Source organism: Ruegeria sp. AM7, assembly GCF_056535965.1.
This window is the reverse complement of record NZ_JBQFJE010000003.1, coordinates 3,016,775-3,029,962: the sequence shown is the minus strand read 5'-3', so window position 1 is coordinate 3,029,962 and position 13,188 is coordinate 3,016,775. Positions and strand designations below refer to the sequence as shown.

General features: G+C 58.4%; 14 protein-coding genes. 4 read left to right on the top strand and 10 right to left on the bottom strand.

All coding sequences use genetic code 11. The features are described from left to right. Nucleotides 1-97: 97 nt before the first annotated feature. The 6 genes from dxs to ACR3EG_RS19105 form a co-directional block, all read right to left on the bottom strand. Entirely contained in the window at nucleotides 98-2,026 is a 1,929-nt protein-coding gene (gene dxs, locus ACR3EG_RS19130) for a 1-deoxy-D-xylulose-5-phosphate synthase (RefSeq protein ID WP_480496989.1), read from the bottom strand. A gap of 16 nt (nucleotides 2,027-2,042) precedes the next feature. Then, nucleotides 2,043-2,909: a polyprenyl synthetase family protein gene (locus tag ACR3EG_RS19125; protein ID WP_480496990.1), complete on the bottom strand. Its 867-nt coding sequence runs from the start codon at nucleotides 2,907-2,909 to the stop codon at nucleotides 2,043-2,045. Continuing rightward, nucleotides 2,910-3,152, bottom strand: a complete 243-nt coding sequence (locus ACR3EG_RS19120) for an exodeoxyribonuclease VII small subunit (RefSeq protein WP_480496991.1) — start codon at nucleotides 3,150-3,152, stop codon at nucleotides 2,910-2,912. After that, nucleotides 3,149-4,075, bottom strand: a complete 927-nt coding sequence (locus tag ACR3EG_RS19115; RefSeq protein WP_353392641.1) for a histone deacetylase family protein — start codon at nucleotides 4,073-4,075, stop codon at nucleotides 3,149-3,151. Before ACR3EG_RS19115 ends, ACR3EG_RS19120 begins: the two co-directional genes overlap by 4 nt. A gap of 69 nt (nucleotides 4,076-4,144) precedes the next feature. Then, nucleotides 4,145-4,846: a response regulator gene (locus ACR3EG_RS19110; RefSeq protein WP_170355711.1), complete on the bottom strand. Its 702-nt coding sequence runs from the start codon at nucleotides 4,844-4,846 to the stop codon at nucleotides 4,145-4,147. Continuing rightward, nucleotides 4,843-5,355 (bottom strand): MarR family winged helix-turn-helix transcriptional regulator, encoded by a 513-nt coding sequence (locus ACR3EG_RS19105; protein ID WP_170755434.1) that lies wholly within the window; start codon nucleotides 5,353-5,355, stop codon nucleotides 4,843-4,845. The genes ACR3EG_RS19110 and ACR3EG_RS19105 overlap by 4 nt, the downstream gene beginning before the upstream one ends. Before the next feature lie 160 nt (nucleotides 5,356-5,515). Between ACR3EG_RS19105 and ACR3EG_RS19100 the strand changes: the two genes are divergently transcribed. The 4 genes from ACR3EG_RS19100 to ACR3EG_RS19085 all read left to right on the top strand — a co-directional run bounded on the left by ACR3EG_RS19100 (nucleotide 5,516) and on the right by ACR3EG_RS19085 (nucleotide 9,634). After that, on the top strand, nucleotides 5,516-6,382 hold the full coding sequence (locus ACR3EG_RS19100; RefSeq protein WP_480496992.1) for a branched-chain amino acid aminotransferase: 867 nt from the start codon (nucleotides 5,516-5,518) through the stop codon (nucleotides 6,380-6,382). Between the two features lie 126 nt (nucleotides 6,383-6,508). Further along, nucleotides 6,509-7,459: an AraC family transcriptional regulator gene (locus ACR3EG_RS19095; protein ID WP_480496993.1), complete on the top strand. Its 951-nt coding sequence runs from the start codon at nucleotides 6,509-6,511 to the stop codon at nucleotides 7,457-7,459. A gap of 107 nt (nucleotides 7,460-7,566) precedes the next feature. Next, a complete protein-coding gene (locus ACR3EG_RS19090; RefSeq protein ID WP_170355715.1) occupies nucleotides 7,567-7,932 on the top strand; it encodes an SPW repeat domain-containing protein in 366 nt (121 codons plus the stop codon). A 133-nt stretch (nucleotides 7,933-8,065) separates the two neighbouring features. Next, nucleotides 8,066-9,634: an alkaline phosphatase D family protein gene (locus ACR3EG_RS19085; RefSeq protein ID WP_480496994.1), complete on the top strand. Its 1,569-nt coding sequence runs from the start codon at nucleotides 8,066-8,068 to the stop codon at nucleotides 9,632-9,634. 53 nt (nucleotides 9,635-9,687) lie between these two features. Here the strand turns inward: ACR3EG_RS19085 and cobO are convergent, their stop codons facing one another. The 4 genes from cobO to aroC are packed head-to-tail and all read right to left on the bottom strand — an operon-like array spanning nucleotide 9,688 to nucleotide 13,072. Beyond that, complete coding sequence (gene cobO / locus ACR3EG_RS19080; protein ID WP_480496995.1) at nucleotides 9,688-10,287, bottom strand: cob(I)yrinic acid a,c-diamide adenosyltransferase; 600 nt, start codon at nucleotides 10,285-10,287, stop codon at nucleotides 9,688-9,690. Between the two features lie 58 nt (nucleotides 10,288-10,345). Then, complete coding sequence (locus ACR3EG_RS19075; RefSeq protein ID WP_480496996.1) at nucleotides 10,346-11,281, bottom strand: DMT family transporter; 936 nt, start codon at nucleotides 11,279-11,281, stop codon at nucleotides 10,346-10,348. Between the two features lie 32 nt (nucleotides 11,282-11,313). After that, entirely contained in the window at nucleotides 11,314-11,988 is a 675-nt protein-coding gene (locus ACR3EG_RS19070) for an HD domain-containing protein (protein ID WP_480496997.1), read from the bottom strand. Further along, nucleotides 11,972-13,072, bottom strand: a complete 1,101-nt coding sequence (gene aroC / locus ACR3EG_RS19065) for a chorismate synthase (RefSeq protein WP_480496998.1) — start codon at nucleotides 13,070-13,072, stop codon at nucleotides 11,972-11,974. The genes ACR3EG_RS19070 and aroC overlap by 17 nt, the downstream gene beginning before the upstream one ends. Nucleotides 13,073-13,188: the final 116 nt, after the last annotated feature.

Below are 13,188 nucleotides of genomic sequence, written 5' to 3'. Positions count from 1 at the left end.
TGTCCGGCTCCGTGCAACAACTCGACGTCAAAATTCGTAAGGACAAGGTCGGGGGTTCGAGTCCCTCTTGAGGCACCATTTTCCGCAAAAACAAAGATTAGGCGCGTTTTTCGCCGATTGTTGCTACGCCCAGAACCGAGAGCACTTTGGCCTCGATCTGCTCGGCATTCATCCCGGCCACCGCGTACATATCAGCAGGACTGGCCTGATCGATGAAGATATCGGGCAGTACCATTGAACGGTATTTCAGGCCGTCATCAAACACGCCCTCGTCAGCCAGCAGCTGCGCCACATGGCTTCCGAACCCGCCGATTGCGCCTTCCTCGATGGTGATCAGCGCTTCGTGATTGGCGGCCAGGTCCAGAATCAGGTCCCGGTCCAGCGGTTTGGCAAAACGCGCATCGGCGATGGTTGGCGTGATGCCCTTGGCGGCAAGCGCCTCGGCCGCCTTTTGCACTTCGGCCAGACGGGTGCCGAAGGATAGCAGCGCGACGCGCGCGCCGGTTTGGATGATGCGGCCTTTGCCGATTTCCAGAACCTCGCCGCGTTCCGGCAGGTCTACGCCCACGCCCTCACCACGCGGGTAGCGGAAGGCGATGGGGCCTTCGTCATGTGCGGCGGCGGTGGCGACCATGTGCATCAGCTCGGCTTCATCGGCGGCGGCCATCACCACCATGCCCGGCAGGTTGGCCAGATAAGCGATGTCGAACGATCCCGCATGTGTCGCGCCATCGGCACCCACAAGCCCCGCGCGGTCGATGGCGAACCGGACCGGCAGGCGTTGAATGGCAACGTCATGTACAACCTGATCATAACCGCGCTGCAGGAAAGTCGAATACATGGCGCAGAACGGCTTCATCCCGCCTGCGGCCAGTGCGGCGGCAAAGGTCACGCCGTGCTGTTCAGCAATCGCTACGTCAAAACAGCGTGAAGGGTAGCGTTCTGCAAACAGGTTGAGTCCGGTGCCATCGGGCATCGCAGCGGTCACAGCTACGATCTTGTCGTCGCGCCCGGCTTCCTCCACCAGCGTCTTGCCAAAGACCGAGGTATAGGAGGGCGCGTTCGACGGTGCCTTGTGCTGTTTGCCCGTCACTACGTCGAATTTCGCGGTGGCATGCCCCTTGTCGCGGGCCTGCTCGGCGGGGGCATAGCCCTTGCCTTTTTTGGTCAGCACGTGGATCAGAATGGGCCCGGTCGCCCGCGCCTTGACGGTGCGCAGAACCGGCAGCAACTGCTCCATGTCATGCCCGTCGATGGGGCCGATATAGGAAAAGCCCAGTTCTTCGAAAAACGTGCCGCCCATGGCCATGCCCTTAAGCATCTCTTTGGCGCGTTTCGCCCCTTCGCGGAAGGGTTCCGGCAGCAGGGAAACCGCGCCCTTGGCGGCGGCTTTCAGATCGTGGAACGGGGCCTCGGTATAAATCCGCGACAGATAGCTGGACAGCGCACCAACCGGGGGCGCAATGCTCATCTCGTTGTCATTCAGGATCACAACAAGGCGTTTTTTCAGGTGGCCCGCGTTGTTCATCGCCTCGAACGCCATGCCTGCGGACATCGACCCATCGCCGATCACGGCAATCGCATCACCCAAGCCTTCAGGCGTGACACCGCCCAAATCGCGCGCGACGGAAAACCCAAGCGCGGCACTGATCGAGGTACTGGAATGGGCAGCCCCGAACGGGTCATAGGGGCTTTCGCTTCGCTTTGTGAACCCGCTCAGCCCGTCTTTCATGCGCAGGGTACGAATGCGGTCACGCCGTTCGGTCAGGATTTTGTGCGGGTAACACTGATGCCCCACATCCCAGATGATCTTGTCGCGCGGCGTGTCAAAGACGGCATGCAGCGCCGTGGTCAGTTCGACCACACCCAGCCCCGCGCCCAGATGTCCCCCGGTGACAGACACGGCCGAGATGGTCTCGGCCCGCAGCTCATCCGCGACCTGTCGCAATTGCGAGTCCGAGAACTGCTTGAGGTCCGCAGGGCGGTTCACAAGGTCCAGCAGAGGCGTATTCGGGCGGTCAGACATATGGCGCATTCCTGGCTTAGCTGTCCCGGGCAATAACGAAGCGGGCGGCGTCCTTCAAGGTTTCAGCGGCAGGCCCATAGCCATCCAGCGCAGCACAGGCCTGATCCACCAGCTCCGCCGCGCGGGTCTTTGCGGCCTCCAACCCAAGCAGCGAGACAAAGGTGGCCTTGCCCGCCTGTGCATCCTTCTGCAGGCGCTTCCCGGCCTTTTCGGCATCGCCCTCAACATCCAAAATGTCATCCGCGATCTGAAAGGCAAGCCCCAGGGCGCGGGCATATTGGCGCAGCGGGTCCGGGTTGGCCTGAGCCAGCCGTGCCCCCGCGCAGGCGGACCATTCGATCAAAGCTCCGGTCTTGCCCGCCTGCAGCCGCGTGATCTGATCCAGCGTAAGCGGACTGGCCGCCGTTTCCGCCGCGATATCCAGCGCCTGACCCAGAACCATCCCCTGCGCACCGCTGGCTTTGGCCAATGTTAGGGTCAAATCCGCGCGAATTGCGGCTTCACCCACCTCGGTACGCGCGCACAGCTCAAAGGCCAACGTCTGCAGAGCATCCCCGGCCAGAACAGCGGTGCCCTCATCCCATTTCACATGAACCGTGGGCCGCCCTCTGCGCAGATCATCATCATCCATGCAAGGCAGATCATCATGGACCAGCGAATACGCGTGCAGCGCCTCGATCGCCGTGGCGGGCCAAATCGCGCGATCGGCGTCGACCCCATGCAACCGCGCGCTTTCCAATGCCAGAAATCCGCGCAGCCTTTTCCCACCCTCGGTGGCATAAGCCATCGCCCGGGTCACATCCAGATCGTCCAGCGCCCCCAGAACCGTATCGAAATGGCCCTGAATAAGCGCCGCATCCTGCGCCAATCTGTCTCGAAACATTTACAGACCTTCGACAGGCGTAGTCCCGGTCGGCTGACCATTGGCGTCCAGCGTGATCGCGGCCACTTTTTCCTCGGCTCGCTTCAACTCATCCTCGCAGCGCTTCTTCAGCGCCGCTCCGCGTTCGTACAGCGCGATGGACTGGTCCAATGCAACATCGCCACGTTCCAGCTGGCCGACCACGGTCTCCAGCTCTTTCATGGCCTGTTCGAATGTCATCTGGTCGACGGGTGTCTCGGTCATTGGGCTGCCTTCATCAATTCTTCCACATGAGCACGGGTGGCTTCGGACAGGGCTCTCAGATCATACCCGCCCTCCAGAGTCGAGACGATACGACCGCCGCATACTTCGCCCGCAATTTTGCAAAGTTCGGAGGTGATCCATGCGAAATCATCTGTGGACCAGTTCAACTCTGCCAGCGGATCGTCCTGATGCGCGTCAAACCCGGCCGAGATGATTATCAGCTCGGGCCGAAACTCTCTGAGACGCGGAAAGGCCAGCGCGCGATAAGCTGCCTGCATCACCACCCCGCTTGAGCCCGGAGGCAGGGGGATGTTCAAAACAGTATCAAATGTTCCTGTCTCGTCGGGCCGGCCTGAACCCGGCCACAGGGGCATTTGTTGGCTAGTGATGACCAGAGCACGTTTTTCGTCCCACAACAGGTCCTGCGTGCCGTTACCGTGATGGACGTCGAAATCGAAAACGGCGACCCGTTTCAATCCGTGATGGTCCAGCGCATGTTTAGCCGCCAGCGCTGCATTACCGAAAACACAAAACCCCATTGCGGTGTCCGTTTCCGCGTGGTGGCCGGGCGGCCTAACCGCACAAAACGCGTTTGGGGCCTCACCACCAAGCACCAAATCCACCGCACGAACAGCCGCGCCCGCCGCGCGGTAGGCGGCACTGACCGAGCCTGGGCACAGAAACGTATCGCCATCAACCTGACGGAACCCCTCGGTCGGAGCGGCACGGCGAATATCCTGAATATAGCTTTCGGGATGAATACGCAGCAAATCATCATCCGCTGCCAAGGGTGCAGTCTTGCGATCCAAATCCAATGGTTCCAAAGCGTGCAGAATATGCTCTAACCGCGCGACCCGTTCAGGATGGCCCTCGGGTGTTATATGTCCAAGGCAATCCGCATGAGTCAAAAGCGCAGTCTTCATCGGGATCCCATCTTCATCTGGCTACAAATATCCTCGCCGAAGGCATGAAATCGCCGCGCAGCGGCTCAATCAGTCCGGAGCCAACATGTAACCCGCGCCGCGTACAGTTTGCAAATACCGCGGCTGTTTGGGGTCTTGTTCGATTTTGCGCCGCAGCCGGGTGATCTGGACATCCACCGCGCGTTCCTGTGCCTGACCCTTGTCGCGGCCCAGATCTTCAACCAGTTTCGACCGGCTGATCGGCTCGCCAGGCTGGGCCGAGAAAATCTTCATCAATTGGCTTTCCGTTGCGGTCAGGCGAACAGGTTCTTCACCTTGCCACATCTCACCTTTTTCGACGTCGTACCGGATCGGACCCAGGGTTAGGATTTTGCTGACAGTCTCTTGTGCTGGCGTTTCGGGCATGCGCCGCAGAATGGCATTGATGCGCAGCAGCAGTTCCTTGGGCTCAAACGGCTTGGCCAGATAATCGTCTGCCCCCGCCTCAAGCCCTGCAATTCGATGCTCGGTCTCGCCGCGGGCCGTCAAAAGCAGGATAGGCGTCGCATGGGTTTCGCGCAGCGCTTTAGTCAGGCTGACACCATCTTCCCCTGGCATCATCACATCCAGCACGATCATGTCGAAATCCAATCCCGACAAAACCCGACGTGCATGGGCCGCATCCCGCGCCGCCGTAACCAAAAACCCGTTCCGCATTAAAAATTTCTTGAGCAGATCCCGAATACGTTCGTCATCGTCAACGATCAGCAGATGGGCGTCCATATCGCTCATGAGGTGGTATCCCGTAATTTCTTGTATGCATGACGCATATCAGCATCCATCATGGCTTCAAGTACTTTACGAAACCCTGACACGGCCTCGGGGCCTGCATCTTTGTAAGCGGCACGCATTCGCACGCGCTGGGCTTCTGATAGTTTCGCTTCCAGAGCTTCGCCTTCATGGGTTAGAAATAGGTGCCGTTCGCGTTTGTCCACTGTTCCAACGCGACTTTCGACCAAACCGTCCTCGATCAGCGTGCGCAAAACCCGGTTCAGAGACTGTTTTGTCACCCCCAATATGGCCAGCAGGTTGTTAACCGTTGTCCCTGGCGCGCGGTTGATGAAGTGGATCGCGCGATGATGCGCGCGGCCATAGGCAAGGTCCGACAGAATGCGATCAGGATCCGCCGTGAACCCGCGATAGGCAAAAAACATCGCTTCGATCCCTTGCCGCAGTTGTTCATCTGTCAGAAACAACAGGCTTTCTCCACCGAAAACCTGGGCGGGACGGGTGTCAGACATATCATGCCTCATGCGTTACTTCTGCCCGAGTTTATGTCAGCGTTATTGACATTCCAAGAGGGGACAGGTATCGAATCGCAGTTTTTGCGCAACTTTATGTCCGGTTCGGACTTAATTGGCGCAATAATCGAAAATTTCGACCCGGTTCAGGAGGTTTCGCATGGCGGGGTATGATGATCGTGATGGTGTCATCTGGTTGGATGGCAAACTGGTTCCCTGGCGCGAGGCCAATGTCCATATCCTAACGCACGCAATGCATTATGCGTCTTCGGTTTTTGAGGGCGAACGCGCGTACAATGGCAAGATTTTCAAAAGCCGCGAACATTCCGAGCGCCTGATCGCCTCGGCCGAGGCGCTGGATATGCCGATGCCTTACACGTTGGACGAAATCGAAACCGCCAAGGAAGAGACTCTGAAAGCCAGCGGGCTGCAGGACGCTTATGTACGTGTTCTTGTCTGGCGCGGCTCGGGTGAGGATATGGGTGTCGCGTCGGCAAAAAACCCTGTGCGGATGGCCGTGGCAGTCTGGCCCTGGGGCGCCTATTACGGCGACGCCAAGATGCAGGGTGCCAAGCTGGATATCGCGGAATGGAAACGCCCCAGCCCCGAAACCATCCCCGTCCACGCCAAGGCGGCGGGTCTTTACATGATATGCACCATCTCAAAGCACAAGGCCGAGGCCAAGGGCTGCTCGGATGCGCTTTTCATGGATTGGCGCGGTTACGTGGCTGAGGCGACCGGCGCGAATGTGTTTTTCGTCAAGGATGGTGAGGTTCACACCCCGCTGGCCGACTGTTTCCTGAACGGCATCACTCGCCAGACCGTGATTGGGATGTTGAAAGACAAGGGCATCACCGTCCACGAACGCCGCATCAAACCCGAGGAAATGGCCGATTTCGAACAATGCTGGCTGACCGGCACCGCAGCCGAGGTCACTCCGGTCGGGCAAATCGGCGACTACAGGTTCGAAGTGGGCGACATCACCCGCGAGATCGCTGCCGATTACGAGGCGCTGGTCCGCGCCTGATCGCGCCCGGTTCACAAGAAATCACACCCCCGCTTTGGCGGGGGTTTTTCTTTGCCCAGCGTTCAAGAGATTGTGCAGATCGTCCGGGCTGCTGGATGTTTTGGCAGACGGTTGTACGTTAGGTCTATGTTGGACCTTCTCAGCGATATCCTCACCCGCCTGTCTTTGCGCGGTACGTTTTATTTCCGAACTTCGTTCACGCCCCCTTTTGGCATTCAGGTACCGGCCTTCGAAAATGTGGCACGGTTTCACTTTGTTCAGCGCGGTGAACTGAAGGTTTATGTCTCTAACACAGGCGAAATGTTGCGCCTGAAGCAAGGTGACCTGATCCTGATCCCGCACGGCTCGCCCCATGCATTGCTGTGCAACGAGGTCAAACCGCTGGACGCTCTGCCGCTAGAGCAGGTGCTTGAGGATGCCGGGTACAAGGGCGATGGAGTTTTGATCTATGGGGGTGAGGATAAAAGCCGCGATACACAACTGATCTGCGGGCATTTTTCGTTCTCAGGACCGCCGGGCCGTCAGGGCACCGGACATATGCTGATTGACCGGCTGCCCCCTTATATCCTGATCGAGAATTACGGCGAGGAAGCCGGGGCCTGGATCGAATCCACCCTACGGATGATTGGGTCCGAGATTGGTGGAACGCGTATTGGCGGCGATTTAATCGCGCTGAAACTGTCCGAAGTTCTGTTTGCGCAGGCCATCCGTGCCCACCTGGAACATCAAAGCCCCAGCGAATCCGCGCTGGCCGGGTTTGCTGACCCGCGTGTGTCCCGCGCGCTGACGGCGTTTCATCAGGCGCCCGCGCAGGACTGGAGTGTTGAGAGCTTGGCGCGTGAGGCCGGAATGTCCCGCACCGCATTTGCGCAACTGTTTTCCGAGAAGATGGGGACAACTCCGATGCAATATCTGACCGATTGGCGGATGCAGATCGCTTGCCACGGTCTGACTGAAAACCGGTGGAATGTGGCAGATGCGGCGGCCGAAGTAGGATATGCATCCGAGGCAGCCTTTTCCCGCGTCTTCAAGAAACAGATTGGTCTGTCGCCGGCAGCATATCGGTCAATGCATTGATGTCCTGATTTCTGGACGATCTGCAATTTTTTGCGGACGATCCGGACTGAAACGTACAGGCTTTCCGACCTACCTTGGAGCCATACCAAGCAAGGAAAGGAAATCTCATGTCTGTTCGTTTCGTTACGCGCAATATCCATGCCTATCTGGACTATCCCGTTGCTATCGCCCTGATGACGCTGCCTTTTCTTTTGGGGTTGGGTCAATCCAATCCGTTGGCGCTGTGGCTATCGGTCGTCACTGGCGTTGCCGCTTTTGTGCTGACCGTTCTGACCGACCATCACCTGGGGATCTGGCGCGTCTTACCCTATAAATTTCATCTGGCCGTGGATCTTCTGGTCGGAGTGACCTTTCTGGCTGCGCCCAGTCTGTTTGGGTTTTCGGGCCTGGATGCGGTATTCTACTGGTTAAACGGCGCTGCGGTGGTCGCCGTCATCTCGCTCAGCACGCCGGAAGAGGGCGTGACAGCGTGAATGCGTTATCCACAAGTGTCACAATATCATCGTGATACTTTCAAAAATCTGAGCCGCTTGTTTTACAAACAGGCGGCTCACTGCCGCTCACCAATCGCGTGGTCCTGAAGGGCCACCAGACAGGAGAGCCCAAATGACCCGAATCTTACGCCCCAACCGCCGAGCCTTTCTGGCTGGCAGCACCGCCTTCGCCGCATCACTGTCCATGCCAGCCATCAGCCGCGCATCCTCGCGCCCGGTTTTCACCCACGGCGTTCAGTCGGGTGATGTTGACACCACCTCGGGCATGATCTGGACCCGCACGGATCGTCCCGCCCGCGTGATGATGGAAGTTTCCACTACCGAGAGCTTTGCTGATGCGCGCAAATTGACTCCGATGGATGCAATCCCCAACAGTGATCTGGCCGTCAAGCGACTGGTCGATGGGCTGCCGTCGGATCAGGATATCTTTTACCGTTTTGTGGCCGCCGATTTGCACGACATCAACGCCGTATCAGAGCCTATTGTTGGCCAATTCCGCACTGCACCGACCTCACGCCGGAATATCCGTTTTGCCTGGTCGGGCGACACCGCTGGGCAGGGTTGGGGCATCGACGACGAAGGGATGCGCACCTACGCCACCATGGCGCAGCACAAGCCAGATTTCTTCATCCACTCGGGCGACACGATTTATGCCGATGGTCCGATGCAAGATGAGGTCGTCAAGGATGATCAACTGATCTGGAAAAACACCACCCTGATTGACGAGAAACGTAAAGTGGCTGAAACGCTGGACGAATTCCGTGGTCAGTGGAAATACAACATGATGGACGAGCATGTGCGCGCCATGAACGCCGTCTGCCCGACCTTCTTTCAGTGGGATGACCATGAGGTCGTGAACAACTGGTCGGATGCGAAAGATCTCATCTCGGACGACCGCTATACCGAGAAGTCGGTGCACGTGCTGCAATCCCGCGCCGCCCGCGCCTTCCACGAGATGACACCGCTGCGCATCACCCCGGCCGAGCCGGGGCGGGTGTATCGCAAGATTTCGTATGGGCCGATGCTGGACGTGTTCTTTTTGGACCTGCGCAGCTATCGCGGGCCGAATGGTGCCTCGATGGAGGATGAGATCACCGATCAGTCCCGCATTCTGGGGGCCGAGCAACTGACTTGGCTGAAACGGGAACTGGCCGCATCTGAGGCGACGTGGAAGGTTATTGCGTCCGACATGCCGATTGGGTTGATTGTCTGGGACAACTGGCGCGAAAAGTCCGGGGCCGAGGCAGTTTCGAACGGTGATAGTGGCCCAGCCAAAGGGCGCGAGTTGGAGATTGCCGAACTGCTGCGATTTATCAAAACCGCTGGGATCACAAATACGGTTTGGTTCACGGCTGACGTTCACTATACTGCTGCACACTACTATGACCCTAACAAAGCGCAATTTCAGGACTTTGAGCCGTTCTGGGAATTCGTCTCGGGCCCGCTGCACGCTGGAACCTTTGGTCCGAACGCGCTGGATGGGACCTTTGGTCCCGAAGTCAAATTCGTCAAAGCCCCGACTGAAGATCAGGGTGCCAACCTGCCGCCCAGCGCTGGCCTTCAGTTCTTTGGATTGGTGGATATCGACGGTGCAACCGAACAGATGACGGTACGCCTGATGGACCGCGCCGATACCGAGCTTTGGTCGATCACGCTGGACCCGAAGTCTCGCGCAATTTGATAGGATCAGAGCGCCCCTGACTTATGATCGGGGGCGCTCTGTCATCCCAAAGTTTAATAGTCCACGCCGCGCTGGGCTTTGATGCCAGCTTGAAACGGGTGTTTTTCTTCGGTCATTTCCGTGACCAGATCGGCATAGTCTCGCAGGGCTTGCGGCGCGTCGCGGCCCGTCAGGAACACGCCAGTCTTGACTGCCCGTTCGTTCAGACCGTCAATCACCTGATCCACCGTCAGATATTCATAGCGCAGGGCGATGTTGATCTCGTCCAGCACCACAAGGTCGTATTCGCCACTGGCCATCAACGCCCGCGCTTTGTCAAAGGCCGCGTTGGCAGCGGCGATGTCACGCTCGCGGTCTTGAGTGTCCCAGGTAAAGCCCTCGCCCATCGTGTGCCAGGTGACCAGATCGCGCTCTTCGAAGAAGCGGCGCTCGCCCGTTTTCCACTTGCCCTTGATGAACTGCACCACGGCCACTTTCTGACCCCAGCCAAGCGCCCGGATCACTACACCAAACGCAGCCGAGGATTTACCCTTGCCCTTGCCTGTGTTGATCAAGACTAGCCCGCGATCCGGGTCTACCGCCTCGGATACTTTCTTGCGGTGCTGGGCCTGCACCTTTTGCATCTTTTCCTTGTGATCCTGCGCGTCACTCATGAGAGGAACCTTTCATTCTGCTGCGCCCAACCTAGGTGAAGTTCGCGAAAGGTAAAGATCAGGTCTTGGGATCGGTTGCAGATTGGGCTTTATTGCGTTCCAAGCCCAGCTGACGCTCGCGTAGGATCACCACAACGTTGCCCGCAATTACCAAAGTGGCACCGATCAACATGACGAGTGTGGGCAGTTCGTCGAACCAAACGTAACCGATAACCACGGCAAACAGCATCGTTGTATAGTCGTAAGGCGCCAGCATGGACGCCTGCGCGAACTTGTAAGACGTGGTCACCAAAATCTGAGCAACACCGCCTGTTATTCCTATAACCGCCAGTATCAGAGTCTGTTCAAGGGTTGGTGCCGTCCAGCCCCACAAGGCCGTAATGGACGATAAAAGGGTTGCTGTCAGCGAAAAGTAAAAGGCCACGGCGGCGGGGTGATCGACCTGCACCAATTGTCGGATGTGGATTTGTACAAATCCACGCGCCATCGTCGCAACCAAAACGCAAAGCGCTCCGATCGCCGCTGTGCTTTCCATGTTGTTGCCGCCCAGCCGGGGCCAGATCATGATCAATACGCCGAGCAGCCCAAGACTAACTGCACCGATGCGGATCATACGAATACGCTCGCCCAGAATGGCCGCCGCCAGAATCAGGGTGAAGATCGGTGTGGCATACCCAATCGCCGTAACCTCAGGCAGGGGCAGTAAAGCCAGACCGGTGAAGGTTAGTCCCATGGCTGACGTTCCCAGAACTCCTCGCCAGAAATGCCCCATGGGTTTTCTGGTGATTAGCCCTTGTGCCAGTTCTCCGCGCCAAAGCAGCCAGCCAACGACGACCGGTATCGCAAAAAGTGATCGGAAGAACACGATTTCGCCGGGTGGAAAGTCATCTGACACCGCCTTGACCACTGCAGCCATCGCCGTGAACAGGAACAAAGCGCCCAGCTTCAGACCCACCGCCAGGACGGGTCGATGCGATGTTAAGGATTTTGCCATGGGCCGAACCCTGCGCCTTTAGTCGGCAAAGATCAACGGGTGGCCTCGCCGTTTATCCATGTATTGGGTAAGTCACTGCCGATTTCTTCGGCGAAGTCTTCCAGAAACCGGATCATCCGCGCGGTACGGCGTTTTGCAATCTGCCGTCCGGATTCGGTGAGCATATCGTCGGACAAGTTCAGCAATTTCACTTTCCAATGGTCCAGTGAAAAGTGCAGATCATCTAGCGTGCGATCAGCGGCAAAGGGATCAGCTGCATCGTACAGAGTGCGCCCCAAAGCGCCCGAGACCGAGAAGTTCCGCGCAATCCCGATGGCGCCCAATGCGTCCAGCCTGTCGGCGTCGCGCAGAATGCGGGCCTCGGGCGTTTCGGGCGGAATATTTGCCGAAAAGCTATGCGCCTCAATGGCATGTTTGGTGGCGTCGATCTGGGCGCGGCTATAACCTAAACCCCCCAGAATAGGCTCTGATTCCAGCGCTGATTTACGTGAGGCCAAATGGCGATCCGGATCATCTTTTGGCAGGTTTATCAGATCGTGTAGATAGCTGGCCGCCAGCAGAACAGTCATATCTGTCCGGTCATCAGAAATGGCCTGTGCGTTCACCCAGACGCGGTCCAGATGGGCCAGATCATGGGCCGGGTCTGTTTCCATGCGCTGCGCGACGACGCCGCGCAAGCGACCGCGTAAGTCAGCCGATATGTCCACGGTTTTCTCCGATCTGGCCGCGATGTAGCAGCAGATGATCAAGGATCACACAGGCCATCATCGCCTCACCCACCGGGACGGCGCGGATGCCGACGCAGGGATCGTGGCGACCTTTGGTGATGATCTCGGTTTCCTCACCCGATTTAGTGATCGTCTTGCGCGTCGTCAGAATGGAGGAGGTCGGCTTGACCGCAAACCGCACAACGATGTCCTGTCCGGTCGAGATGCCGCCCAGAATACCGCCCGCGTGGTTGGAGCTGTATTGTGGGCCGTTCTGACCCATGAAAATCTCATCGGCGTTGGCCTCACCTGTCAGTTCTGCGGCGGCCATGCCTTCGCCGATTTCGACGCCTTTGACGGCGTTGATCGACATCATCGCTGCGGCCAGATCAGTGTCTAACTTGGCGTAAATCGGCGCACCGAGGCCTGCGGGGACACCGCGGGCCACAACTTCGACCACCGCACCGACCGAGTTGCCGGATTTGCGCAGATCGTCCAGATATGCGGCCCAATCGTCAGCGGCCTGCGCATCGGGGGTCCAGAACGGGTTCTGTTCGATCTGAGACCAGTCGAAGTTGGCGCGGTCGATCTTGTGCGGCCCGATCTGGGTCATGTAGCCGGTGATTTGTACATTTGGCGCGATCTGCCTGATGGCCTCGCGCGCCAATCCTCCAGCGGCAACACGAGATGCGGTTTCGCGCGCCGAGCTACGCCCCCCGCCGCGATAGTCGCGGATGCCGTATTTCTGCCAATAGGTGATATCAGCGTGGCCCGGACGGAACTTGTCCATGATATCGCCGTAGTCTTTCGAGCGTTGATCGGTGTTCTCGATCATCAGCTGAACGGGCGTGCCGGTTGTCTGCCCCTCGAACACGCCGGACAGGATTTTGACCTGATCGGGTTCGCGACGCTGGGTCGTGAACTTGTTCTGACCCGGTTTGCGCTTGTCCAGCCAGTGCTGGATCATACCCTCGTCGATCGCAACGCCCGGAGGGCAACCATCCACCGTCGCTCCCAAGGCGGGGCCGTGGCTTTCACCCCAAGTGGTGACGCGGAAGAGGTGTCCGAAACTGTTCATCGACATGGGGCGTGCTCCTTTGAGGGTTGTGATTAGCGGGGAGAGCCTCTGGCCTCAAGCGGATTTGCGGTTGGGGCGGGGTGCGCTGCCCTGGGGGCAGCGCGTTTGAGTATTTGCGAAAA